We start from the raw sequence: 25,481 nt of genomic DNA on the forward strand, positions 1-25,481 counted from the left end.
TGTGATACAGATTGGTTGGTCTGGCACCGTCAAAGAGACGGGGTTGTGCGAGTCATGTGGGTTCAAAGAGTGTGCTGGTATTCAGGCGCTAATTTAAGTGTTCACATAGAACATAGGATACCGAAACAAGCAGGAGTGATGTGTCTTATTTATGTTGTACAGAAGGAGATTCATTACCAAAAGGCTAAAGAAATGTTCCTGTCATTGAAGTATGGTTCGCGATCACCATAAATTTCGCTGATAAGCCCGAAAGCAAAGACGGTTGAGCGACCTACCTTGGAGTGATTTCTTGGGTAACGTAGTGAGGAGTTGGACGGTTGATTGCGAGGACGGGTTGACCAGGAAGAAATTCAGTGCATTAAGAAAGACCAAAGCAAACTAGATATCGGAGACGCAGCAAATGATAAAGAAGCTATTTATGTTGGCACTACTGACTATTTCAGGGTTCGCTCAAGCTGAGAGTAGCGTCACGCTATATGGTATTGTTGATACGGGGATTGAATATTACAACAATGCTGCTGGAGGAGGTTCGTTTGTAGGTATGCCCACATTGACCGGAGAAGTGCCCTCGCGATGGGGGCTACGCGGAGTGGAGGATCTGGGCGGTGGATATAAGGTGAATTTTGTTTTGGAAGACGGTTTCGCACTTAACAGCGGGATGCAAAATTACGGCGGTCGATTGTTTGGGCGGCAGGCAAACGTGAGTCTGAGTAGCGGTTTCGGTACGGTTACACTTGGTCGGCAGATGAATATGACCATGTATTCGCTTCTGAATGCAGAGATTATTGGACCTTCAATCCATAGCATTGCTTCATTAGATACCTATATTCCAAATTCACGTAGCGACAATGCAGTTGGTTACCTTGGCTCCTTCTCGGGAGTTAAGTTTGGGGCAACTTACAGCTTTGGCAGGGATGCAGCGGGCCCTGCTGGGCCGTCGGCTACCAATTGTGCTGGGCAGGTTCCGGGCGATCCGGTTGCTTGCCGCCAGTACACGATGCTTCTCGGCTATGACAGTGCGCAGTTTGGGATGGCGGCGTCTTACGACGTTATGCGTGGTGGGAACGGGGCGACCGCTCCACTATCGAATCCGGGGTACACGGACACGCATGTCATTGTTGACGGCTACGTGCAGTATGGGTCAGGCAAGATCGGCGCGGGCTGGATCCGGCGAAACATTGCTGCGGCTAGTCATGCTCAATCGGACATCTGGTTCTTGGGGGCAAACTACTACGTGACGCCAGCGTTCGCTATCGACGGGGAGGCACTGCGATACGTGCTTCGTTCGCGTTCGAATTCAACGTTGCTGATTGGTCGACTGAACTACTTTCTTTCGAAGCGTACGACTGTCTATTCGTCGATCGCCTATGTGATAAACAGCGAGTTCGGAAGCGTCCCGGTTGCAGCGGGAGGGACGGTGGCCATGGGAAGGAACCAACTTGGGGTCATGATGGGCCTGCAGCAACGATTTTGAGCGACGTGATTCTGGTCGCGTTTTACGGACTTCATGCCTCGGAGACGCGTCGCGTCGCTGGGGCATGACTCACTTGACGTGTGCACGCAGTCAGAAAAGTAGCCGCTAGTAACATTGTCCCATCCGTAGTGAGGCTGTCATCTCTGGCCGGAATTGTTAGCTGTATCTGCGCTTGGATAACGTGGTGATGTCTGGCAGCTGTACTCAATTCGTAGCGAGTGCATGCTGACGAAACAGATTTTCCTACAACATGTTGTTTCGGTGGTTCGTCGGTCTGCCGATGGATGAGGTCGTGTTGTACCACCCCGCGTTCAGTAAAAACCGCGATCGTTTCCTCGAGCACGACGTGCTTGTGTTGCTCTTCAACAAGACAGTCTCGACCCCGTGCGACCGTGCGCGGCTTTCCAGGTGCACTTTAGCGTCGATGGCACGTTGACTCAGGCATGGACCGGAAACAAGAACTTTGGGGCGAAGGCGAGTCCAGACGAAGATGCCGCGCCTCCTGACGAACCGCCGGCGCCCAATTCAGCTGGCAAGCGGACCGAAGTGCAGTGACGAGATGCGCCCAATCCAAGACTGACGAGCAGGCACGCATGTCTCGCAAGAGTAAAGGGAACGGGTGCGATGCCCCGTTATATGGGCCGCGTGTTGACCGACAATCGCCACGGCCTCGTGGTTAGCGCGTAGGTGACGCTGGTGACGGGCCCCGCCGAGCGATACGCGGCAGAGCAGATGCTCGCAGTTGTCTGAAATGTAGGCTCACTAGGCATTTCCGTCGGCGCAGACAAGAACCATGACATCGTTGGCTTCGTAACCAATTGCAGAACAAATTGCGTCGCGCTGTAGGTAGCGAAAAGCGATTGACACCGCAGCGGCTCGGCGATTGAGAAGCGCACCATACGCTGGCCGGATACGTGTTCAGCTAGAAATAGCACAAACGCCTTGAGCAGGTGTTTGGCTGAGGCAAGACTGTCGGATATATCTGTCAGGTAATGCGCCGGGGTCTTAAGCGTGTCGACAAGATCTTCGTTTTGACGCAGTTCGACTACAACCTCATTTATATGCACGCTTTTGCCCGTTGAGCGGCGAGATGCGCTGGGTCGCGATGGTCAGAGCCAACCGCCAGTTGCGGCAAACGCGAGAAATCTATGTCTCATGTTGTAACAACACGCCTTCAGAAGCCGTCGTGATAAACACTAACCCTCTTACGAAGGCGATTTTCAACTGCCTGTTAAAGGAAAGCAGAGTTCAATCGCATCGGGCCTCCTCTTTGAACGAGGCAAATCGCGCGGTGGGGTTCAGCTCCGGTCGTATTCTTGGTGAACATGATTTGGACGGACCGGCCTTCGCTGTGCTTGCAACAGTCACCAGTTCGGCGCCGAACCATAGGTTAGCAGGACTGCTGAACCTCTTCATGATAAGGTGTTTGGCCGCGCGCACCGCCTCCGAATGTGCTCGCGCCTCGTTTTCGTAGAGAGACCACGTAGCGTACAGACCTTTGAGCGGCGCCCAGCTCAGACTTTCTGGATTAGCATATCCTTGGACGGAGGAAGCGGGAGTGATCGCGATTCCAAGGCCGCCCCGTGCGCATTCAATGCAAAGATCTTGGGTAAATGGTTCGATGAGCATGCGCATACTGATACCCTTGCGCATGAACGCCTGTTCGGCGTGCTGCCGTAGGACGTTCGTGCGTCCAGGCATTACAAGTCGCGCATTATCAAGTGCCGTCAGCGGAAGTTCATTATAAGGCCGGAATTCGGCCGTGGCGTCACCGATGGCGATCATCGATTCGCGAACCAGTGGTGACTGGACATAACCATTGAGTGTCACAGGTTCAAAAGGCATGATGCAGAGGTCGAGGATTCCGGCCGCCAGGTACTCTCGTAGGGTGTTGCTAACGCCGTCATGGATCTTTACTGAAACACCCGGATGTTGCTTTACGAGATCGCCGATGAATGAAATGGTGAATACATTCTTCCAAGCTTGCGGTAGACCAATAGTGAGATGACCAGCGGCGCGCTGCCCGACTTCTTCCTTTATCAAGGCAAATTGGCTGAGCAGCGGTCGTGTTCTATCAGCAAGCAAGCGACCGGCTTCTGTTAATGTCACGCCGTCGCGCCTACGCGTAAACAAAGGGCTACCTATCTCGTTTTCGAGCGCCGCGATGTTACGAGATAAGGCCGGTTGAGACAGGCTTAGGTCAGCGGCAGCGCGGTTGATACTTCCCATCTCGGCAACGCGCAGAAAATACTGCAGGTAGGTGAGTTCCATACGTCTTTAGCTCCGGTGCGCGTCGATAACTGTCGGGTGATTCGTGGCGACATTCCCGGAAAATGAATGCCTTTCAATATATTGAAAAGTAATGCCTCTAGAAGGACGCTTAGACGCACATGTTGATGTCTTCTGAGGCCGCCGTCCTTCAACCGCTCGGCACGGTACGTGTTGACGCAAGCACCGGGTGCGATATATCGCAACACACCGCAATTCCGCCGGTTGTCACCAACTTGGTGCTCATTCACTGCACCCATAGCTCCGGAAGCGACCGACAGGTCAGTTGGGTAAATCGCGTTGGCCATTTTCCCAGCTGACAAGCGCAGACCCCTAATATGGCAGAGAGTCGTCGAAACAATAGAGCAGACCTCCGCCGAATCATTCTGTGTCGATGTAGACCAAACACCAATCCGGTTCAGGTGGCCGCTGCGACTGCCTATTCTAGGGCGGGCGTTGGTCCCTGTTCCATAGCAACTGCTCTTGGAGTGGGTTCCTTGGCGAAATGCAGCCTGATCATCAACGCTGATACGGCAAGCGCGGTTGCTGCGAAGGCAATCAATCCAGGCCCGTACCCTCCGAAGATCTGACGTGAGTACGGAAGTGCAGCGGTGCCGAAGCCTGCGCCTAGCTGAAAGATTGCGAAAATTGCACCATATATTTTTCCAAAAGATGCTATTCCGAAGTATCTCTTTAGCATATAGCCCAAGACATCAAATTCAGCGCCCAGGACCATGCCAAGCAGGGCTGCGCATGGAAAAACCATCACATTGTTCACTCCCATCCCATAGACGAAGTACGCAGTTGCCCCGCCGAAACTGATAACGCTCAAGATCAAGGCCGCAGGTAGATAATCCAGGACGAAACCGGTAAAAAAGCGGCCAAGTATGACGAAAACCCCATAGACCGATAGAACAGCAGTTATTCGCGCGGTACTAACGCCTGCATCTATGAGAAGCGGAACCTGATGTACCGTGAGTGCAGTCGTGACAACTCCGAGGAGAAAGAAGGCAAGAGACAGCAGTCTGAAGGGCATGGTGACAGCCGCTTCGGAGAAAGTCCACGAATGTCCAGCAGTGTGAAGGACTTCGATCTTCTTTGCTGATGGATTATCTCGGACGAACAAGAATGCAATCGGCAGGGTCACCACAAGAACGATTACACCGAGTCCCAGATAGGCACCGCGCCATCCATAGTGAGCAATGAGGAAGGCCACGATGAAAGGGATTACTGTTCCACCTAAACCTAGGCCGGCGTTCACGATCCCTATGGATAACCCTAAACGTCTTTCGAACCAGGCGCTCGCTGCTCGAAGATATGACATGGGAAAAATACCCATGCCAAGGATCGGGAGAAGGATCCAGACTCCATAGTATATCCATGGTACTGGAGGGAGAAAGTAGAGAGCCGACACGCCAAGACCGAACAGCGGAATACTGGTCAAGATTACCCGGCGAGGCCCATACCTATCGACCAAGATTCCTTGAATGGGCGAGACAGCCGCCAACGTGAACGACGCAATGGTTGTCGCAAGCGACACCTGAAACCGAGTCCATCCGAATTCGATCTCAATTGGATGGATGAATAACCCGAAACTGAGAAATGCGACAGTCGACGGTCCAAACATCAAAGCGACGAGTGACGCAATCGCGACCCGCCATCCCGGATATTTCCATGAAGCCTCACGGCCGTCGTTAGCGGTGCTAACCAGATTAATCATTCGTGTCTCCACTGTTTTGATGATTGTCTATCCCTTGCGTACGTGATGAATGACCGCCGCAGGTGCTGTTTCGACCACCGGCTTCGTGCAGAACGGAAACTAGAGAATAGTACGACCGTTCCAAGTATGATCCAGCGTGACGACCAGACGATACAGTCAAATATTTGACTTGTATGTCATGGTTAACGTTATGGCGATATAGTTAAATGAACGCCACACTTCTCCAGAATTTATCGGGGAGGGACCTGATCCGCTGCGGCTGGTCGTGAGGAGCCGTTGGGAGGTCCGGCGGGCGTGTGAGTCAATCTAGACTTGAGGCATTTCCGCCTGACCTTTACGGGCCGCTGTAGATCCTGGGACGGGTGTCGGCATTGAACTGCGGAAGGGGCAATGGCCGTTGCAGTGTGGTCCGCCGCTGCATGGCGATTCAGTCCATTGCTCGAGCGCTGCTTCAGGATTTGCAATAGGCCAGTCGAAATCGGCGGGTCGTCGAAGTGCCGCACGGGAACGGCATGGTTCGGGACCAGTGAGGTCGGGTCGCGCAGGTGCAGTTATGATCCTGACATAATGCTGGCGTCATTGCCGACATTGGACGAGACATACGACGGACGAGAACATGATCAAACGAAAAGAGTTGGTGGCTGAGCGGCCCACTAGAAATTCGGCACAGCGCAAGGCGATCTTGGATAAGGCCTCGATAGCTTTCATCGAAAAGGGATTCGCGGGAGCGAACCTGCATGAGATTGCAGATGCCGCGGGCCTGACCAGGACGGCGGTTTATCACTATTTCCCGAGCAAGGAATCCATGCTCGAGGCGCTAACAGAGGAGGTCACAAACAAGGCGAGTCTGCTCGCTGAATCTGTTGTTGGTCGAGACGAGTTGCCAGCAGACAAGGCGTTGCACCAGCTAATCGTCCTGCACGCCGGATTGATTTTGTCGCATCCGCTTCAGTTTCGGGTCGTCGAGCGAAGCGAATCCAGTCTGCCGGAGCCGCATCGATCGGCTGCACAGAGCGCGCGGCGCGCGGTATTCGATCACTTTCTAAAGGTGATCCGACGCGGTATAAACGACGGTCGTTTCCGTGCGGTGGACGCACATGTGACAGCGTTTTCGATCATCGGCATGTGCAACTGGTGTGCGTGGTGGTTTGATCCTGCCGGGGATCTTTCCGCGGAAGATGTCTCGAACATGATTGCGGACTTGGGACTGCACGCTGTGTTGCCGGATAAACCTCGCAAGTCGCGAGCCCCGAGCGTTGAAGACACCTTTAAGCTGATAAAGGACTCGCTTGGGCTCCTTGAGCGTCAAATTTGTAAGCCCGAATGACCTATAAGGCTTTCAGTGTTTGCGGCAAAGAACTGATTGATGGCGGCAATCCCCAGTTCGGCGGGTTGTCTGCAGACTTTTTCATAGGTAACGATCTTCCTCAACCGAAGCCGCCATGGCGTTTTCGGGTAAACATGCATGCAGAACATCGAAACGTAGGTCGTTACTCAGCGCTGGGCCTGCGCGTTGGTTGCCCGACGCGTCTTTGCCGGGACCACCCGGTTGAAGGCAGTTCATGCAATGTCTGCATATCGATAAAACAGTTTCTAGCGACGTCACCAAGTAAGAAGATTGACCGTGTTGTAGTCCACGGCCGGTGCGAGTTTTTCGAGGTGCAGCAATGTTGTCATTCACGAAGGACACGAAGTGCAAAAATTCGTCTTCACGATCAGACTTAAGTTGGTGCTTGCGTTCGGCACGTCGGCGACATTGATGTTCGTAGTGGGGTTGTTGGCGACAGTCGCGCTATTGCGAATTGACGCAAACTCGGCGTCGTCATACCGCTTGTGCCTGGCAGGTTTGATTGCAGTGACGTCATTGGGATTTTTCATGGCGATCTACTGCGGCCTTCATTTAAACCGGGTCGTGTGCGGCGGCATCAACCGCATGGGCAAAAAATTTGAGGAGATTGCGATAACTCTTGATTTGTCGAAGCGGTCTTCCAGCCCTCGTATGGACGAATTTGGTCGTGCAGCCGTTGCGTTCGATCGACTCATGCGTCGCGTAGAAGAGACAATGTCCGTGGTGTACCTATCGGCAGACTCTGTTACCACTTCTACGCGCGAAATTGCTGCCGGAAACATTGATCTTTCGTCACGCACGGAAGAACAAGCCGCGTCGCTGGAGGAGACTGCGTCCAGCATGACACAGTTGACCAGCACGGTGAAGCAGAACGCCGAAAGCGCACGTCAAGCGAGCGCGTTGGCTGTGAATGCCGCAAAAATTGCTGGCACAGGAAGCGATGTTGTCGGAGCCATGCTTGCCACCATCGAGAGAATCAGCGGTAGCTCGAAGGATATCTCTGAAATTACGGGCGTTATTGAGGGGATTGCGTTCCAGACGAATATTCTCGCGCTCAATGCGGCAGTGGAAGCGGCGCGCGCAGGCGAACAGGGGAGAGGCTTTGCAGTCGTCGCCGCTGAGGTTCGTAGTCTGGCCCAGCGCTCTGCATCTGCGGCAAAGGAAATCAAGGACTTGATTGCGTCGTCTGTAGCCACAATACAGGACGGTTCGCAGCAGGCCATCGAAGTTAGCGGTTCGATGGGGGAGATTAAGAGTGCTATCAGGCGTGTCTCCGAAATCGTCGGAGAAATCGCTTATGCGTCGGAAGAACAGAGTCGTGGCATAGAACAGGTCAATCGGGCTGTCAATCAGATGGACCAGATGACGCAGCAAAATGCGGCATTGGTCGAGCAGGCAGCTGCAGCCGCCCATTCGCTTGAGGACCAGTCGGCCAAGCTAAGGATTGCTGTTTCAGCATTCAAGCTTGCTGATACAACGGGTTCCACACTCGCAATCGACAGTTGATCTTCTCGCGAGTGCTTGCAGGAAATTGCTGGGCTCCAACGTCTGGACGACCGTTCAACTGCTTTTTTGGAAACCGGGAGTACGGTTGGAGTGTCATCGCGCATCGAGCCGCCCGGCCTCGCATCCAAAGAACGGCTGCCCTATGTTTGAGAGTGGCACTCTGGTGAATGACGCACCCGCCGGTGGAGTCCGCTCACTAGCTGGCGTCGAGTCAGACATGCCAACCCATTGCGCGAGGGGCGACCGGGGAACGCGGCCAGACCCGGGCGTTCAAAGATGCGTTCCTGCCGGTACAGTAGATTGTTACCAGCACCTCCGCAAGCCGACCGGCTGCCGGGATTCCCCTTTGTCTAGCACCTGCGCCGGCACTGGAGCCTGGATCAGCGTCTCGCATTTCGCGCATACCCACTTTCCGCGGACACGGCGCTCAACGGTGAACATGCCGGGTGTGTAGTCGAGTTTCTCGCTGACGTCTTCGCCAATGCGTGTGAGCTGGCAACTGGTCACCGGGGCGCGGCCACACGAACTGCCCCTGATTCAACCGACGTGCGGCCAGCCAGATGCCAATGCCATCGTGAACCAGGACCTTGACGCGGGTCGCCCGACGATTGGCGAACAGGTGAGCATGGTGGAGATGGGCGGCGCCGAACCGGTGACCACCCGCGCCAGCGCCGTGTCGAAGGCGGCAAGCATGTCCGGCGGATTGACCGCTAGCCACGCCCTCCGATGCGGATCACGCGAGCCACTCAGGCAGCCAGGCGACGCACTGCGCTACTTCTGCCGGCCAGCTGACCGTTCTCGACTGGTCCGCGCGGCGTACCTCGACGCGGATCTCGGCCGGGCGCACGTTCTTCGTATCGAGTGGGGGCCTGCAGTGCCACGTTGCTGGCTGCTGTCAGCGCCGTCACATTCGATTCGGACTGTTCGACCCAGCGCCTGAGCAGATTGGCGTTGTGAGTTTGTGGTGCAGCGCGATGACCGCGAACGAGACTCCCGGTTCCTGGCACGCCCCCAACGACCTAGGCCTTGAACTCATGGCTGCAGCGACGACGACGCCGTCCCAGCGATGCTTCCTCGATAGTGTTCACGTGCCCGCCTATTCGTTAAGTGGACACGATGCTCGCAAGACCTTCAACGCAACACAAGACGGGTTCCCCCGTGCACTTGCCATCCACCGCCTATACGCCGCGATGCTCGCGCACTACGGCGTCATTGCGCTCTCCGGCCCTCGCTTTGGGTCGCCCGAGACCCGAATGAATTCCTTCGAGGACAACCAGGCGGCCAGCTGCATCCACGGCAGTTGCCGCTGGCAAGTCGAGGCACTATTCCAGGAGGAGCGGCCATATCGGAAGTCGTTGCCCCAAATGGGATTCCGTTACCGTACTTCACCGAGATCGTGCGTGCCGTCGGGCGAGGCGCACGACAGTGACAGTAAGTGTGGATCGCAGCATCACAGCAATCATGCGGCAAGGCCCGCCGCAACTGGCGGATCAACAATTCGACACGCCGTGCGTATGGCCGCCGTTCCTGACAGCCGCCCCGACGCCACCTCTGGCGGGTCCGGCCCAGAAGGGATGAGATTCATCATTGGAGTTAACACCTACGTCAAATATTTGACGTTATAGTCTGGTGGATGTAATCTGCCCAAACTTGCCGCACCTTCCCAATCTTCGTCCATCTTTTCCAATGAACAAGTCAGCGACTAGCGCCTCGCAAGCAACCGCAGGTTTCCTCAATACCGATTGGAATCCACGCGATCTGCCTGCCGATGCAATCACCCGGAACGTGGTGTTGCGAACCAGTGATGGTGCGGCCACGAGCGGCTCACTCTATCGACCCGCGACGCCAACCGATACGGTTGTCTGCGTGATGCACCCGCGTGAATTTATGGCGTGTCACTACCTGATTCCGGACATCGTTGGTGCAGGCTTCGCTGCTTGGTCACAGTCGCCCCGATCTGTAGGGAATGACCTCCGGCTTGAGCACGAATTTGCGCTCTTCGATGTTGCTGCAGGTTTGACCTTCCTGAAAAGCCAGGGATTTGCACGAATTATTCTGCTGGGGAACTCAGGTGGGGCGGGCTTGTACGCCTTCTATGCGCAGCAGTCGGCTAGCAATCCGGGCGAAAGGATTGCAAGAACTCCGGGCGGCAGAGCGACGAATCTCGCCGAACTGGAGATGCCGCTTGTAGACGGTCTCATCTTCGTTGGACCGCATCCTGGACAAGGCGCGCTTTTGCTCAATTGCATTGACCCTTCGGTTGCGGTGGCAGGCGATGCGCTGTCGGTCGACGATTCGCTCGATCCGCTCAATGCGGTCAATGGCTACGGTGGCCCTGCAGCTACCCGCTACGAGCCAGATTTTATTGAACGCTATCGAGCCGCGCAGCGCGCGCGGGTAGCCCGCATTGACGCTCACGCACGGCAGTTAATCGAGCGCCGAATGGGTGCGCGACGCCGCATAAAGGAGGCTGGTGCTCAGGCGACCAATGCCGATCGCAGGCTTGCTGGCCATACCCCCATCATCAATGTGTGGCGAACCGACGCTGATCTGCGTTGCTTTGATCTTTCATTGGATCCGTCGGACAGAAAGTTCGGATCCTTGTGGGGCGCCGATCCGTTTGCCTCGAATTATGGTGCGGTCGGATTTGCGCGTCAGTGCACGCCCGAGAGCTGGCTTTCTACTTGGTCCGGCTTGTCGTCGAACGCCACGTTAGACAAAACGGCGCACGCGTTGACGCAGCCCGTCCTGGTGGTGGAGTACACCGGAGATCAGGCGTGCTTCCCGGGCGACGTCAGACTTATCGTGGACGCGATCGCATCCGATACCAAACGCCATGTCAGGGTGCGCGGCGATCACCATGGTCGGGCATTGAGCAGCGGCGAGGAACCAGGGCGGCTCGAAGCTGGCCGTCATGTGGCGCGTTGGTTGCGCGAAATGTTCGCAAGCTGACCGGGACACCGAACTTAGATAAATGATGCTTAAGGAGAAGATGATGTCCGCCAGAGATCTACCGGTCCTGAACCTTCGCGGGGTCGATCATACGGCCCGACCGACCTGGAAGTTGAAAGAGACTGTTGAGTTTTATCGCGACAAGCTCGGCCTGCCGCTTGTTCATGTCATTTCCGCTCGCGGATGGGGTCCAGCCACGCACCCTGATTTTCTGCATTTCTTCTTTGACAGCGGGAACGGGAGCACCATCGCCTTCTTTTACTATCTGGGTTCGGAACAGCCCGAAACACTTGAAGGCAGGGTGAGCCGGCCTCCGGTTCCTGACGATCACGTGTTCGATGCAACTCATACTGCGTGGCTGGTTGCTAACGAAGAGGAACTCAAGGCGTGGAAGTTCCGACTTGAAAGTCAAGGATTGCAGGTTTCGTTAGAAACACGTCACGAAGTTATCGAGTCCATCTACGTTCGTGACCCGAACGGTTACTTCGTTGAGTTTACCCATAAGCTGAGACCCCTCGGGAAGACCGATGCTGTCGATGCCGCGCTGACGCTACAAGCTGCTATCGAGACAGAAGCTGACGCGGCCGAAAAAGGGCAACGTGTAACGTCCATCGACGAGATTTGGGCACGAAAGGCGCAGCTACTGAGCCGTAGTGACGCGAAGCAGGGCTGCGTGCGTATCTTCGTACCTCGTGTCGAAGAATTTTCGACACTCGTGCAACTGGCAACCTCGCGACCGGATTGCCGTGTCGTTCCTGGCGAAGAGCACGACATGATCGAAGCTGACGCGGAAATCGAGTTCAATCGTAAGGAACTCCGCCTCAAACCGGCAGTCTGGTATGGCCTTTTCACGGGAGGCATTACCGGTCACATCAAGCGGTTCGACCGGGATTATGTGACGATCTCACCCGCTTACTGATAGCTCAGACCATAATAATTTGGAGACGTACAATGCCTGGCATTAGCAGTTTCATTGATGGAGTTGTATACCCGTCAGATTCGCGTGCCCGTGAATCGTTCGCTAACGGATCGTGGATTGACGCAACCATCGGTGACGCGTTGCGTGACACTGCAAGGCGGCTCCCCGACCGTCCTGCGTTCATCAGCGATGAGGCGACTCTTACTTTCAGTCAACTAGATCAACTGACCGAGCGTCTCGGTGCGGCCCTCGTAAATCTTGGGCTGATTCGAGGAGATCGGGCCATCCTGCAGATTGGGACAAATATCGAAAGTGTAGTAGTCCTGCTTTCTTGTTACAAAGCAGGTATAGTTCCTGTCTGCTCGCTGCCGCAGCACCGCGAGGTCGAGATCGGGCAGCTCACCCGACAGTCCGCGGCAAGAGGCTACTTCGTCCAGGCGGATTTCAGCGGCTTTGATCTGATTGGATTCGCAGCGCAGATGATGGAGCGCGATGAGTCGCTTAGCCGTCTGATCGTCGTGCGCGGCGAGTCCCCGGGTCTTCCGAGCATCAAAGGCCTTATCGACAGTGTCTCATACCAGGAGGCATGTCGGATCCTTGCGGAAAATCCGGTGGCAAGTGAGGACGTTCTAAGCTTCCAGTTGTCCGGCGGGACGACTGGAGTACCCAAAATCATTCCGCGGTTTCATGCTGAGTATCTTGGACACTCGGCTGCCTGGATGCGCCAGTTCGAGATCACGGAGGCCAGCCGGGTGATCTGGTCACTCCCGATTGTCCACAACGCTGGCCAGTTGTACGCGCTCATTCCAGCGATCATGACGGGTGTCACGAGTGTCTTGATGCCCAAAGTGGACGTTCAGCGCATGCTGGAACTCATTGAACTGCATCACGTCACTCATGCGCTATCCATCGGGCCAATTGCGCCTCAACTACTTGCCTATACGCAAGTACAGCGTCACGATCTTTCATCATTGAAACTCTTCGCAACGATGAGCCGTGCCGATCTGCTCGAGGCTCATATTGGTGTTCCATGCTCGAACCTTTATGGCATCACAGAGGGGCTACTGCTCGGGTCGCCTGCAAGCGCACCGGCATCCGCGCGGCATCGCACGCAGGGCGCGTCAGGCTGTCCTTATGATGAAGTGCGCCTGATCGATCCTGAGACGGGGCACGAAGTGGCGGATGGGAAGATCGGGGAGATGTGTTTTTGTGGCCCATCAAGTCTTACCGGGTTCTATGACAACGCTGAAGCTAACGTGACTGCCTTTACAGTGGATGGCTTCTATCGAACCGGCGACATGATGACTCGGCATGTGATCGACGATTGTGTCTATTACGCATTCGAAGGACGCCTGCGCGATAACATTAATCGTGGTGGCGAGAAGATCGGATGTGAGGAGGTTGAAGGCTTCGTCTCCCAGCATGCTGCCATCAGCGATGCGAAGCTCGTTGCGATGCCAGACGAATTCTATGGCGAGAAAGGATGTGTGTTCATCGTAATTCGTCCTGGCATGCAACCGCCAAATGTTAAAGAACTGGCTGCATTTTTGGTAGACCGCGGCTTGGCGAAGTATAAGTGTCCGGAGCGGATCGAAGTACTGGAAGCCTTCCCGGTTACGCGTGTGGGCAAGGTCGACAAGCCTGCTTTGAAGAAGCTTATCTCCGAGAAACTTGCAGAGGAGACGACTGATGGGAGACTTCCTTGAATAGCCCCATCCTGTCGACCGAGTCCTTGATATCTGTCGATCCGGTCACAATACGTCGGAGAGTTAAATGGGGCGAGTGTGATCCGGCGGGAGTGGTGTACACCGTTACCTTTTCTGAGTACGTAATTTCGGCTGCCGAGATTTTTTATGGTGTACTTTTTGACTGCCCGCCGCAGAAGGCAAAGCAAACGGAAGGGTTTGGCACGCCCACGCGCGCGCTCCAATTTGATTTCAAGCGTTCTTTGTGGCCGGACGAGGAGTTTGAAATTGTTGTAACGGTTGGAGATGTCCGGCGGAGGTCCTATGTGCTGAATATGGCGGCACGTACGCTCGAAAGGGAGCCCGTTTTCACGGCCGAGCTTACGCCAGTCTGTGTGGCGCGCGATGAGCGACGTTCGATAGACATACCCGATAACATCCGTCGGGCGCTTCTGAAGTATCAGGATCAATAGACACTTTGCCCAATCTGAGTTCAGCCATGAAAATTGCCGTCATTGGTGCGGGGCCTGCCGGCCTCTACTTTTCGCTGCTTGCCAAGAAAAACGACCCGTCACACGACATAACTGTTTACGAACAGAACCCTGAAGGTGCGACCTACGGGTGGGGAGTTGTGTTCTCTGATGTTGGACTGTCGTTTCTTGAGGAGGCCGACCCGGAATTTTTTAGGGAATTTACGGCCAACCATGTGCGCTGCGACTACATGGAGATTGTGCACCGTGGCACTCATGTGCAGGTACATGGTAATCACTTTTCGCGTACTTCGCGCATCGAAATGCTAAAAGTGTTGCAGCGGGCGTGTGAAAGGCTCGGCGTGCAGGTTCACTACAATCGTCGCATTGAGGATATAGATGCGCTGTCCCGGGACGTCGACCTAGTGGTTGCGGCGGACGGAGGTAATAGCGCTGTCAGGAAGCAATACGAGACATACTTCAGACCTCACTTCGAGCGTCGCCGGAACAAGTTTGCATGGTATGGAACACGCCAGCGCTTTCACCCGGTCTCGCTGATATTTCGTGAGACCCAGCATGGTGTCTTCATTGCCCACAGCTACCAGTATTCGGAGGACCTCAGCACCTTCCTGGTCGAGGTCGACCCTGTAACGTGGGCCAAGGCAGGCCTTGACAAGGCGAGCGAGCAGGAGAGCTGTGAGTATTGTGCAGCGGTCTTCCGAGAGGAACTCGGTGGCAACACGCTCCTGAGCAACCGGTCGCTTTGGTTCGAAGCAAACATAGCGAAGAACGAAAACTGGTTTCATCAGAATATCGTTCTGCTCGGCGATGCGTTGAGGACCGTACATTTCTCGTTGGGTTCGGGGACACGGATGGCGATGCAGGATGCTATCGCCCTTAACAACGGGCTCACTGCCCATCCTACTGATCTGATGGCGGCCTTTTCACACTTCGAGAGCAACCGGCGTCAGGCGTCGTCAACGTTTCAGACCGCAGCGGCGAAGAGTCTTGACTGGTACGAAGGTGTTGCAGAGAAACTCTATCTGGAACCGGTGGATTTCGCGGTCGACTATATGTGCCGCACTGGCCAGGTTGACCTTGAGGATCTGAGAAAGAGAGACCCATATCTCGTTGCTGCGTACGAATCACGCCCCCATGTCCAGCCTGAACCGGCCTTGCAAAGGTGACCGGTGAGTGAAATCGACTAGCACGTGTGACCTGCAGCCAGCATTTTCGAACTCAGCTGCCTGTCATGAGCGACTTGGCGCTATCGAACGAAGAGGATTCAGATGAGAAAGATCTATCGAGTCGGACAGATTGTCCCCAGTTCCAATACCACCATGGAGACGGAAATCCCTGCGATGTTCAGGGCCCGTGAAGGCATTCGGCCTGAGCGGTTCACTTTTCATTCGAGTCGGATGCGAATGAAGAAGGTCACCAAGGATGAACTTGCGGCAATGAACCTCGAAGGTCGGAGGTGCGCTGCTGAACTTGCTGATGCACGTGTCGACATTATGAGTACCGCCTGTTTGGTTGCAATCATGTCGATGGGACCTGGTTACCACCGCGAGAGCGAAATGGAACTGGCCGAAGTAGCGCGTCAGAACGAATGCTTCGCTCCGGTAATGACTTCAGCAGGTGCCTTGGTTGAAGGCTTGAAGAAGATGGAAGCCAAGCGAATATCCCTAATGGCGCCGTATATGCGTCCGCTCACAGATTTGGTGGTGGACTACATTGAAAATGAAGGGATCGAGGTTATCGACTCAGTCTGCTTTGAGATTCCAGACAATCTGGAAGTTGGGCGCCGAGATCCCATGCAATTGCTTTCTGATGTGAAGCGATTGAACACGGAAGGTGCCGATGTTGTAGTCGCTTCAGCGTGCGTTCAGATGCCTTCGCTGCCGGCGATCCAACGTATTGAGGATCTGCTTGGGATCAGAACAGTTTCAACTGCGGTATGTACAGTACGTGGGATGTTGGACCGCTTGGAACTCGAGCCGGTTGTTCCCGGTGCTGGTGCCTTGTTGGCTGGCGGCTGATTCATTTGACCGCCGTCAACCAGCTTTAATACGTTGTTGAATTCAGGCTGTTGCCTTTGAGACCGTGGTCAGGAGATAGACATGCAAACGAGCATCGCCATGAGGATGAAGGAGCGCGTCAAAGATACCGGAATGACGGAAGAAGAGTGGCGCGCGCGGGTGGACCTCGCAGCCGTCTACCGGCTTGCGTATCTGTACGGGTGGGACGACATTGTCTACACACATATCACATTGCGTGTTCCCGGCAAGGAAGATCATTTCCTTATCAACCCATTCGGGCTTGCATTCGAAGAGATTACTGCATCAAACCTGGTCAAGATAGATCTGAATGGTGCGGTAGTTGGTGAGTCCGACGCCGATGTAAATATGGGTGGTTTCACCATCCATAGCGCGGTCCACGGGGCGCGACATGAAGTCAATTGTGTCATGCATCTACACATCAATACTGGTATCGCTCTATCGATGATGAAGTGTGGGCTGTTGAATCTCTCTCAGCATGCGATGCTTTTCCACAATCGACTGGGGTATCACGACTACGAAGGCCCTGCTCTTGACCTCGACGAACGACGTCGCCTGATCGCGAATCTGGGCAACAAGAATGCGATGATTCTGCGGAACCACGGATTGCTCACTGCTGGCGGTACGGTTGGCGAGGCCTTTGTGCGGATGTCCTACCTGGAACGAGCGTGTCAGACGCAGATACAGGCGATGTCGTGCGGCACCGAACTTACTGTGGCGACCGATGAACTGGCAGAAAAAACTGCTCGGACGCACGAAAATGACGTTCTGCCGCTCGGTGAGCGTGAATGGCCCGCCATGCTGCGGCGGCTTGACCGGGAACTGCCGGGATACGATAAATGAGTAAAAGTGACGTCGTGGTCGTCATTGACGATCCTGCTCTGGGATGCATCCCGGGTGATGTTCACGCATGTTTGCTTGCGCATGATGTGGAAAGCTACCTTGTCAGCGTTGCCGATTTCGTCGCACTTCCAGATACCGCGCGGCGCGCACGTGTCATTGTGGTCGGGGTTAGTGTCAGGTTCGATGCGAACCTGCTTGATTCACTCCCGAACGTCCGCGCATTGGTGTCCGCGGTGATTGGTGTCGATGCGATCGATGCTGTGGCGGCTGCAAGGAGAGGGATTCAGGTTTCAAATAGTGCGGCAGACGAAGCTTCGGAGAGCCTTGCAGAGGCGACCATTCTTCTGATACTTGCATCCCTGTATGACCTCAATAGGGCACAGCGGCTTTTGGCGCTCAATGCGCCTCGTCCACCGCGTCCTTCCGCGGTTATGCTGAAGGGGCGGACGGTCGGTCTTGTCGGATTTGGCAAGACTGCCCAGCACGTCGCGAAGCGCCTTGCCAACTGGAACGTGCGCATTCTGGCGTATGCGCGATCTAGGCCGGATACGTTCTCTGGAGTGGATTTTGTCTCATTGCGTGATCTCATGGTCGAGAGCGATGTGATCAGCATACATGCATCACTGAATCCTGCAACCGAAGGGCTGATTAGTCGAGAGCGTCTACAGATGACCAAGCCTGGTGTGGTGATAATCAACACCGCTCGAGGCAAGATTGTCGATGAGGATGCACTTGTCGAGTTATGCGAAAGTGGGCATATTGCAGCGATTGGATTCGATGTGTTCGCTCGCGAGCCATTACCGGTGGAGAGTCCCATGCGTGCAGTACCGCGAGCGATTTTGACGCCTCATCGACTTGGTCACACGGTCGAGTCTTTCGACGCACTCGCGCGCGCAACCGTTGGTAACGTCTTTGATGCGCTCCGGAAGGGTGTGAGTAACTAGTCAGCCACGGGGCGTTGCGTGCTCTCGGGTGCCGCGTGGTACGTAGGCCGGGGGTAAGGCCGGTGAGTTGCGGATCGGGGCGTTTTTTGCTGCCTCCTTGAATGAGGCGTTGCGTAACAAGGAACCCATAAGCAGCAATGCACCGCGATGCATGGTGATGGAATCCGCGCTATCCTCGCCCCTTCAAGTGCCCGAGGCCGGACACCTGCTTGAGATCCTGGTAGTCGCGTTCAATGCGCCAGTGCATTTTGGCAACGTAAACCAGACCTTCCGCAGGTGTATCTTTTGGCAATGTTGAAAGCCAGTGTTTAGCCGGCTCAGGCTCGCCGTTGGGCCACTCGATCAGCAGCCATTCTTCATCACACGGAGTGGCCCGCCGGTAATTACGGTGTGAGGGGCACAGCCGCGAATCGGGAACTCGGTGCAGCACGCGTGCGCTCTCGCGACGAAACCGTGTGATAGCAGGATGGCTCGAGCGCCAGCGCCGGATCCTTGACCGGAACGGGGTCATGTCTCGGTACGCGGCGCTGCAGGCTTCGCGGCTGATCACCGTTGCCCTTCGAGGGTTCGGCCGGCAACGGTGCACGACCCGGCGGCTATACGCGGGTTCCCGACTGGATACCCACTGCATATCGCAGACCGAATTCGCCAACGGCATCGCGAAACGCCCGTGTCATTTCCGCATCCTGCATCAGCCAGCACAGTACCGCCCTGTGCACCGCTTTGCCATGCCTCACACAACTGTGCGATCGTGATCTGCGGCTTGGTTGTAAATTCGACCGCGTCGGGAACGAACGCCGGCCCGCTACCGCCTTGCGGGATCACCGGCGCAGTCCTGTGGCAGATAAAGCAGCTACCGACAGACTCACGGCGGCCTGGAAGTTATCCTGTTTGCCAAGTTGGCGCTACGCCGACCGAATGCTTGCCTTTCTTCGGGTAGCCTGTGTCGTCAAAACCCAGTACTGGCCCCTTGCCGAGTCCATGTGCGGCAACACCCAGGGGCGCACCGGTTCGAGAATTTCCTATATTCGGCCGGGCAATTCTAACTTCCCTTCACAGTCTTGGGCCGCCTTGGCTCAGGTTTTCCCAAATTTAAGCTTATTCTCACGGCGAATTCAGCAAATCCTTACCCCGTCCAGCTTCAGAGATCGAAGTACATTGCCGTTTACGAATGAAGCACTATGGCAATTGCGCCCCGCTTTAGCCCTACACAGTCAGAACTCGACACCAACTCTTCAACGGATGCAACGTGGTTAGCTTTGTACAGACGATCAGATTCAAGATCATCCTCGCGTTCAGCGCGTGCGTGATATTAATGGCTGCAATCGGTGGTTATGGCATATCCGGGTTGTCCAGACTCAATTCCAACGTAGCCGACGAGTACGCCGGCAATACCATTCCTATTATTGATCTGTCGGACCTTCGCGAAGGTACTTTGGACATCCGCCTTCAGTTGCGGCGAATTCAGGTGTTTCATGATCAAGGAAAAACGGCCGCTGCGCTTGAGATAATCAAAGGTGACCAGGAGCGTATCGATAAAGCATGGAATCACTATTATCCGGGCGGTATAACCAGTGAGAAGGAACGTGAGATTGCGGATAAAATCAGGAACGCTCTGTCTCAGTTCAAGGCAGCACGCGAAGAGGCTTTAGGCGTGTTAGCTGCGGGCGACTACGAGAAGGCGGCACCGCTGCTCGACAAGACGGGTAATTCTGGCGATACGTTGAGAGCCCTATTGAATGAGGATGCTGCAATCAATCTCGCTCAGGCTCAGCAATTTGTCGGTGACAGCGGTTCGACGTTCAGAACTACGCTTTGGAGCGCAATCGCACTTCTTGGCGCCGGCATTATTGTTGCTGTTGGCATGTCGGTTTACCTGCTGCGTACGATTTCCAACCCGCTCAACAAGGCGGTTGCTGTAGCGAACCATATCGCACGAGGCAAGCTGGAAAATCACGTTGTGGTGGATGCTGCAGGGGAGTTTGGGCAGCTTCTCGAAGCGCTGAAAGAAATGGACCAGCAGCTCGGCGATACGGTTCGCGGAATCAAGACGTCCACCGACTCCGTCGCGGTGGCGTCACGCGAAATTGCCTCCGGCAATACCGACCTCTCTGCACGCACCGAGGAACAGGCTGCGTCGCTCGAAGAAACTGCGGCGAGCATGACGCAGCTGACCGAAACTGTAAAGCAGAACGCGGACAATGCCCGGCAGGCGAACGCACTTGCCACGAGCGCCACGGACATGGCTGATGCGGGTAACGAATCGGTTCAGGCCATGGTCGGGACAATTGGCCAGATCAGCAGTAGTTCAAGCAAGATTTCCGAGATCACCGGAGTCATCGAAGGCATTGCTTTCCAGACAAACATTCTCGCGCTGAACGCGGCCGTCGAAGCCGCACGTGCCGGCGAACAGGGGCGAGGCTTTGCCGTGGTTGCAAGTGAGGTGCGCAGTCTGGCCCAACGATCCGCTACTGCCGCGAAGGAAATCAAGGAGCTGATCAGTTCATCAGTGGCAACGATTCAGCACGGCGCGAACCAGGCAGCGGAAGTAAGCGCCACGATGGGAAAGGTCAAGCAGGCGATCAAGCACGTGTCCGATATTGTCGGCGAGATCGCGGCAGCGTCCGAAGAACAGAGCCGTGGCATTGAGCAGGTGAATCAGGCCGTCGGCCAGATGGATGAAGTCACACAACAGAACGCAGCGCTTGTTGAGCAGGCGGCCGCCGCAGCGCAGTCGCTAGAAGAACAGGCCACCATTCTGAAGAACACCGTTTCCGTGTTCAGGATCGCTGATACGGCGCAATCTATCTCACGTGTAGCAATTCCGCAAAACAAGCCTGGCCTGCCAGCTTCCAGGACTTCCATTAGGCATAGCGTGGCGTCCACAAAACCGAAGGTTTCCGTGGCCATTGCTGACAATCCCAACGCACTCGCAGTCGATGCAGCGAAAGCGGACTGGGAAACTTTCTAATCACGCAACGCATTATGTTCAGAATTTTTAAGACGCAGAGTGGCACGGCAGACCTCGAAATCCAACCGGTTTCGCTGGCGCAATCGTCGCCAGTCTCGGCCACTCAGTCTGAAAAAATGGGAGACGACACGTTACTCGATTCGCTTGCGATCCTGTCGAAGATAAACGGTATGAGTGTCGTTCAACACGGCGCGCGCCTTGCAGTCATGGGCGAATTACTGGTTTCGGTGCTGACGCACTTGCCGACCGAGATGCGGGCAGATATCGTCGAGTCGTTCCGCGACAGGGTTGATAATCTGATGTCGCTAAGTGACGACAGGAGCTTACCGGAACAATACCACTCGGCGCTCTTAACCGAAGTGAACCGTTACCTGAATGCACTTCGATAACCTGCCTATCGAAGCAACCGGGCCGCACAGGCAGACTTCCTGAAGAGCAAGGAAAGAAATGAACGAGATTCATCAGTTGCAGGATAGCTCGCGGCGACCCGACGACAGACCGGCATGCGCGTGAGTGTCATGCTATGGCGTGAACGCGCTCCGACCGTATGGTCGTATTGGGGGCGCGGCCGCGCGAGGATGGCCGACGAATCGCTGCTTCTTGACTGCTTCGTGGCCGTGGCCGCCGCTGGATTGCGAGGCTGACCTCAACATCTGGTTTTCCGGTGCATCATTCAATCGAGAGTGATTCCATGAAGAAACGTGGTCAGGACGATCTCGCACGGCAGAACGCGCAACTGCGGAAGGAGCGCGACCATCTCCGACGTTTGCTTGCGGAACGCACCGAGCGTCTACACCTGAAGAGCTTCGCCCTCGATCTGGTGCGTGAAGCCGCTTACCTGATCGGCGAGAATGGCCGTTTCGCGTACGTTAACGACGCATCCTGCCGTGCCCTCGGGTACAGTGCCGACGAGTTGTTGCAGATGACCGTGATGGATATTGATCCCAGTTGGAGCTTAGACCGGTCGACGGACCTTTTGGCCACGTTGCGCTCGATCGGCTCTCATGTCTTCGAGAGTACACACCGCCGCAGAGATGGCAGTCTGTTCTTGGTCGAGATCAACATCAGCTATTTCGAATACAGTGGTAGCGCATACAAGCTGGCGCTCGTACGCGACATCACCGAGCGCAAGAAGGTTGAGGAGCAACTACACGCCAGCGAACAGGCGTTTCGTGCTGTAGTCGAGCATTCGCCCGACTACATCGCCCGTTACGACCTCAACTACCGCCGCGTGTATGTGAACCCGGCAAGGCTGAAGCTCATAGCCCGGACGGCCAGCGAGATGCTCGGGACGACACCGGTTGAACCCTCGTCGCTGCTCGATCCGTCGACCTATCAGAAGCGTTTGCAAACGGTCGTCGCAACCGGGAAGGAATTCGCGGAGGAAGTACAGTTCCGCAATGCCGCAGGGGAGACTCGCTGGGGGCATATGCGAATCGTTCCGGAATTCGCGCCGGACGGTCAGGTTTCCAGCCTCCTTGTGATCGGCCGCGATATCCATGAATTAAAACGGAGCGAGCAGCTATTTCGCACGCTAACGGAAAATCTTCCGGACTTTATCATCCGTTTCAACAGCGAATGCCGTCCCAGCTATGTGAACCCAGCCGTCGCGAAGGCCTTCGGCATGAAGCAGGAGGATTTTGTCGGCAAGCGGCTGCGGGAACTGAAGCCCATCAGCGAACCCGCGCAGAACGATTCGCTCGAAGCGGGCATCCGTCGTGCTTTCGAGGAAGGTCAACCAAACCAGTACGAGGCACACTGGCAACTGACCGATCACGAGCGCTGCTACGAAATCCGGCATGTTCCGGAGAAAGACTCTGAAGGCCGCGTCGTCAGCGTGCTCGGCATTGGCCGTGACATTACCCGCTTGCGCACTGCTGAGCTCGCGTTGCGTGCGAGTGAACGAGCTTATCGTACGCTCGCCGAAAACGCGCCAGATCCGATCATCCGGTACGACCGGAACTGCAACCGGATTTACGTCAATCCCGAGTACGAACGCGTGACAGGTCATAAAGCTGAGCATGTCCTCGGTAGGTCTCCTGCGGAGATTTCATATGGGCCAGCACATCTGATAAGCCCCTTCACGGAGAAGCTGGCGGGGATCATGGACAGTGGGATGCCGGAAGACATGGACTACACGTACGAAATGAATGGAAAAACAGTCTGGTGGTACGTACGCGCGGTCCCGGAATATGGCGACCACGGCACCATTCAAAGCGTGCTCACGATCTGGCGCAACGTCACCGAGCGCAAGGAAGCGGAACGCCGGTTACTCGAATCGTACGAACTGCTGCGGGAACTTGCATCGCGACGCGAAACGGCACGCGAGGAAGAGCGCAGACGCATTGCCCGGGAGATGCACGACGAACTCGGCCAGCACTTGACGGCGCTCCGGATGGGGGTATCGGCCCTGCGCTTACAGTTCGGGCACGAGCATCCGGCTCTGGCGGAGCGAATTCAGAATATGCTGTCGCTGTCCGACCGGACCATTCAGGTCGTCCGAGACGTGGTGTCGTCGTTGCGCCCCGCCGTTCTAGATGCCGGAATTGCCGCAGCGCTCGAGTGGCTCGCCGCTGAATTCTCACGCATGAATGGCCATATTGCCTGTCGCCTGCGCGTCATCGAAGCGGATCTCGCCCTCAGCGAAGAGCTGGCCGTCGCTCTCTTTCGTATCGTCCAGGAGGCGTTGACCAATATCACGAGGCATGCTCGTGCGAGACAGGTGGTCGTCACACTGAAACGAAGAGGCGACGATTGCGTTCTTGAGGTTTGCGACGATGGACAGGGTTTCGATCCTGTCGCGATCCGCAAGAAGTCGTTCGGGTTGGCCGGCATGAAGGAGCGCGTGCTGATGCTCGGGGGCAAAATTAGCATCGCGAGCACGCGAGGCGCCGGCACCGCCGTCAAGGTGAGCATTCCCATCGCCAGGCGTGCGGCAAACGCTTGACTTCGTCCAGGCGCCGCAGCGCAGTGAGCCTGTGTGAGAAACACGTATACCGTGTGCCATCGCATCGGACTGCGCAGGCAGCTTGGGTTTGATTCTTCTCCGTGTCTGTTCGCCTGGTAGCGTTCGGATCATCCTGTCTCGCTGCGCGAAAGACAGAATGTAAGCACATTTGGTCAACTTGTAAGCGAGCTTTCCCCACGAAAATTCGTCCTTCACGAGGACGGGCATTGTCTGCGTTCTGCTTTACCGTTTCCGTCAGCTGCGTCATGCTGGCTGGAATCGTTCAAGCAGACTCGTTTTTTTGCGGTTTGAGCGGAGAGATCTGCATCGTGTCTGGCGACAATTACTTCTGCCGACGGTAGTTCTAGTTGACGCCAGACAGCATCGCCGCTGGCAATTTGACGCGATGCTATCGCGATCAATTCCGACGATGATCGAACTGCCCCGACGACCTTCGCTATACGAGTCAGAAGTTCGTTAAAAGCGCTGGTTATGTCCAATTTCATTTCGACTCGTCACTGCGATTCCCCACGTCAGGTCAATGGATTGACTTACTTCGCTGAGCGTTCCTCGAATGCCGACGAGGCTTCGTCCAATTGAGCACAATTGCCACCATACGGTAACACTGGCCAGAGTGCCTCCTACTGCGAGAACGCTCAAAAGGGCGATTCGCGCGAGTTGGAAGGAAGGCATATCAGCTTTACATGTCGCGTTCGCCTCTTTGTTCGGCATGCTGTTGAGATCCTCGAGATTGTGTCTCGTGCTGCTGTAAGGACGGGGCTGTCCTGCCTGAATGTCGATTGCCGACGCCGTGTCTCCGCTGCGGGAGATTGTACGGCCGCGCGAAAAGCATTCATGAATAGGTCGCGATGCTGGATAAACTCCTGCGCGATTTGCTCGGTGGTGTCCGGTTTCCTGCTGGTTCGGAACAATTCAAATTGCTGGTCTGTGGGCTAAAGAAGCCTCTCGACGAGATTGAAACGCCCCTTTTCATGCTGCTGTGCTGGGCACTCAGGGATACCACTTCCATCAGTTCAATCGCGCTGCAGTGCCTGGAGTCGATAGGCATTTTATAAGGACTCCGCAGGCAGAGTCGGTTCTTGATAGGAGCGCGTGGAGCGATTGTCGGTAGCGGAGATTCCGCGTACTCCCACTGCCGAAACGGCGATGCACAGGAGGTCACACGAAAAGAAGATCAGCCTTAACTGGGTTCTCAGGCCAGCCTTGAAGAAAGCCCCAAACGCAATTGAATGGTTCGGAGAACAGGCAGGGGTGATGGCCTACCGAGAAATCAGGAATTCCCTACGTCATCTGCCGGTAAAGTGTTGTCTAACGTTACCGTTAACGCATAAACGGGTACGAAATGAGTACACGCAA

Annotated in this window: 18 protein-coding genes and 2 pseudogenes; 15 read left to right on the forward strand and 5 right to left on the reverse strand. The window is 55.5% G+C overall.

Annotated elements, in window-relative coordinates; genetic code table 11:
• Positions 1–418 precede the first annotated feature (418 nt).
• Complete coding sequence (locus BLT65_RS29565) at positions 419–1,474, forward strand: porin (protein WP_244186719.1); 1,056 nt, start codon at positions 419–421, stop codon at positions 1,472–1,474.
• Between the two features lie 1,248 nt (positions 1,475–2,722).
• Here BLT65_RS29565 and BLT65_RS29580 read toward each other — a convergent pair.
• Both BLT65_RS29580 and BLT65_RS29585 read right to left on the reverse strand, forming a co-directional pair.
• Positions 2,723–3,745, reverse strand: coding sequence for a LysR family transcriptional regulator (locus BLT65_RS29580; RefSeq protein ID WP_091784401.1), 1,023 nt, complete (start codon positions 3,743–3,745; stop codon positions 2,723–2,725).
• 436 nt (positions 3,746–4,181) lie between these two features.
• A complete protein-coding gene (locus BLT65_RS29585; protein ID WP_091784404.1) occupies positions 4,182–5,462 on the reverse strand; it encodes an MFS transporter in 1,281 nt (426 codons plus the stop codon).
• A 616-nt stretch (positions 5,463–6,078) separates the two neighbouring features.
• Here BLT65_RS29585 and BLT65_RS29590 point away from each other — a divergent pair.
• A complete protein-coding gene (locus BLT65_RS29590) occupies positions 6,079–6,789 on the forward strand; it encodes a TetR/AcrR family transcriptional regulator (RefSeq protein WP_091784407.1) in 711 nt (236 codons plus the stop codon).
• 366 nt (positions 6,790–7,155) lie between these two features.
• Positions 7,156–8,316, forward strand: a complete 1,161-nt coding sequence (locus BLT65_RS29595) for a methyl-accepting chemotaxis protein (RefSeq protein WP_143036583.1) — start codon at positions 7,156–7,158, stop codon at positions 8,314–8,316.
• A gap of 213 nt (positions 8,317–8,529) precedes the next feature.
• Here BLT65_RS29595 and BLT65_RS29600 read toward each other — a convergent pair.
• Together BLT65_RS29600 and tnpB are read right to left on the reverse strand one after the other, a co-directional pair.
• Positions 8,530–8,814: pseudogene (locus BLT65_RS29600) on the reverse strand (IS66 family transposase zinc-finger binding domain-containing protein); the annotation flags it as partial.
• Positions 8,744–9,034 (reverse strand): IS66 family insertion sequence element accessory protein TnpB, encoded by a 291-nt coding sequence (gene tnpB / locus BLT65_RS48810; RefSeq protein ID WP_091784410.1) that lies wholly within the window; start codon positions 9,032–9,034, stop codon positions 8,744–8,746. The gene tnpB and the pseudogene BLT65_RS29600, both read right to left, overlap by 71 nt.
• 968 nt (positions 9,035–10,002) lie before the next feature.
• On the opposite strand from tnpB, the gene BLT65_RS29615 reads away from it, so the two are divergent.
• From BLT65_RS29615 to BLT65_RS29650, 8 genes are all read left to right on the forward strand, one after another.
• Entirely contained in the window at positions 10,003–11,268 is a 1,266-nt protein-coding gene (locus tag BLT65_RS29615) for an alpha/beta fold hydrolase (protein WP_091784416.1), read from the forward strand.
• Positions 11,269–11,311: 43 nt separating this feature from the next.
• Positions 11,312–12,187, forward strand: a complete 876-nt coding sequence (locus BLT65_RS29620; RefSeq protein WP_091784555.1) for a VOC family protein — start codon at positions 11,312–11,314, stop codon at positions 12,185–12,187.
• 32 nt (positions 12,188–12,219) lie between these two features.
• Positions 12,220–13,893 carry an AMP-binding protein gene (locus tag BLT65_RS29625; protein WP_091784419.1) on the forward strand — a complete coding sequence of 558 codons (1,674 nt, stop codon included), beginning with the start codon at positions 12,220–12,222 and terminating at the stop codon, positions 13,891–13,893.
• Complete coding sequence (locus BLT65_RS29630; RefSeq protein ID WP_244186721.1) at positions 13,890–14,345, forward strand: acyl-CoA thioesterase; 456 nt, start codon at positions 13,890–13,892, stop codon at positions 14,343–14,345. Before BLT65_RS29625 ends, BLT65_RS29630 begins: the two co-directional genes overlap by 4 nt.
• A gap of 26 nt (positions 14,346–14,371) precedes the next feature.
• The gene (locus BLT65_RS29635) at positions 14,372–15,529 is read left to right on the forward strand and encodes an FAD-dependent monooxygenase (protein WP_091784421.1); all 1,158 of its coding nucleotides are present in this window, start codon (positions 14,372–14,374) and stop codon (positions 15,527–15,529) included.
• A gap of 102 nt (positions 15,530–15,631) precedes the next feature.
• Positions 15,632–16,381, forward strand: coding sequence for a maleate cis-trans isomerase family protein (locus BLT65_RS29640; protein WP_091784424.1), 750 nt, complete (start codon positions 15,632–15,634; stop codon positions 16,379–16,381).
• Between the two features lie 81 nt (positions 16,382–16,462).
• Positions 16,463–17,242: a class II aldolase/adducin family protein gene (locus BLT65_RS29645; RefSeq protein WP_091784427.1), complete on the forward strand. Its 780-nt coding sequence runs from the start codon at positions 16,463–16,465 to the stop codon at positions 17,240–17,242.
• Positions 17,239–18,186: an NAD(P)-dependent oxidoreductase gene (locus tag BLT65_RS29650; protein WP_091784431.1), complete on the forward strand. Its 948-nt coding sequence runs from the start codon at positions 17,239–17,241 to the stop codon at positions 18,184–18,186. Before BLT65_RS29645 ends, BLT65_RS29650 begins: the two co-directional genes overlap by 4 nt.
• Here the strand turns inward: BLT65_RS29650 and BLT65_RS29655 are convergent.
• Positions 18,187–19,205: pseudogene (locus tag BLT65_RS29655) on the reverse strand (IS701 family transposase); the annotation flags it as partial.
• 230 nt (positions 19,206–19,435) lie between these two features.
• On the opposite strand from BLT65_RS29655, the gene BLT65_RS29660 reads away from it, so the two are divergent.
• The 4 genes from BLT65_RS29660 (at position 19,436) to BLT65_RS29675 (ending at position 25,180) form a co-directional block, all read left to right on the forward strand.
• Positions 19,436–21,157 carry a methyl-accepting chemotaxis protein gene (locus tag BLT65_RS29660; protein WP_091784434.1) on the forward strand — a complete coding sequence of 574 codons (1,722 nt, stop codon included), beginning with the start codon at positions 19,436–19,438 and terminating at the stop codon, positions 21,155–21,157.
• Positions 21,158–21,171: 14 nt separating this feature from the next.
• Positions 21,172–21,546: a hypothetical protein gene (locus BLT65_RS29665; protein ID WP_091784437.1), complete on the forward strand. Its 375-nt coding sequence runs from the start codon at positions 21,172–21,174 to the stop codon at positions 21,544–21,546.
• 302 nt (positions 21,547–21,848) lie between these two features.
• A complete protein-coding gene (locus BLT65_RS29670) occupies positions 21,849–24,104 on the forward strand; it encodes a PAS domain-containing sensor histidine kinase (protein WP_091784441.1) in 2,256 nt (751 codons plus the stop codon).
• An 869-nt stretch (positions 24,105–24,973) separates the two neighbouring features.
• Positions 24,974–25,180, forward strand: a complete 207-nt coding sequence (locus BLT65_RS29675) for a hypothetical protein (protein ID WP_091784444.1) — start codon at positions 24,974–24,976, stop codon at positions 25,178–25,180.
• Positions 25,181–25,481: the final 301 nt, after the last annotated feature.

It is taken from the genome of Paraburkholderia steynii (genome assembly GCF_900100565.1).
GTDB lineage: Bacteria > Pseudomonadota > Gammaproteobacteria > Burkholderiales > Burkholderiaceae > Paraburkholderia > Paraburkholderia terrae.

Coding starts and splice junctions, on each gene's coding strand:
- BLT65_RS29625 (WP_091784419.1), top strand. CDS start 12,220: ATGCCTGGCATTAGCAGTTTCATTGATGGAGTTGTATACCCGTCAGAT.
- BLT65_RS29650 (WP_091784431.1), top strand. CDS start 17,239: ATGAGTAAAAGTGACGTCGTGGTCGTCATTGACGATCCTGCTCTGGGA.
- BLT65_RS29665 (WP_091784437.1), top strand. CDS start 21,172: ATGTTCAGAATTTTTAAGACGCAGAGTGGCACGGCAGACCTCGAAATC.
- BLT65_RS29670 (WP_091784441.1), top strand. CDS start 21,849: ATGAAGAAACGTGGTCAGGACGATCTCGCACGGCAGAACGCGCAACTG.
- BLT65_RS29675 (WP_091784444.1), top strand. CDS start 24,974: ATGCTGGATAAACTCCTGCGCGATTTGCTCGGTGGTGTCCGGTTTCCT.
- BLT65_RS29640 (WP_091784424.1), top strand. CDS start 15,632: ATGAGAAAGATCTATCGAGTCGGACAGATTGTCCCCAGTTCCAATACC.
- BLT65_RS29645 (WP_091784427.1), top strand. CDS start 16,463: ATGCAAACGAGCATCGCCATGAGGATGAAGGAGCGCGTCAAAGATACC.
- BLT65_RS29580 (WP_091784401.1), bottom strand. CDS start 3,745: ATGGAACTCACCTACCTGCAGTATTTTCTGCGCGTTGCCGAGATGGGA.
- BLT65_RS29565 (WP_244186719.1), top strand. CDS start 419: ATGTTGGCACTACTGACTATTTCAGGGTTCGCTCAAGCTGAGAGTAGC.
- BLT65_RS29590 (WP_091784407.1), top strand. CDS start 6,079: ATGATCAAACGAAAAGAGTTGGTGGCTGAGCGGCCCACTAGAAATTCG.
- BLT65_RS29635 (WP_091784421.1), top strand. CDS start 14,372: ATGAAAATTGCCGTCATTGGTGCGGGGCCTGCCGGCCTCTACTTTTCG.
- BLT65_RS29620 (WP_091784555.1), top strand. CDS start 11,312: ATGTCCGCCAGAGATCTACCGGTCCTGAACCTTCGCGGGGTCGATCAT.
- BLT65_RS29585 (WP_091784404.1), bottom strand. CDS start 5,462: ATGATTAATCTGGTTAGCACCGCTAACGACGGCCGTGAGGCTTCATGG.
- BLT65_RS29615 (WP_091784416.1), top strand. CDS start 10,003: ATGAACAAGTCAGCGACTAGCGCCTCGCAAGCAACCGCAGGTTTCCTC.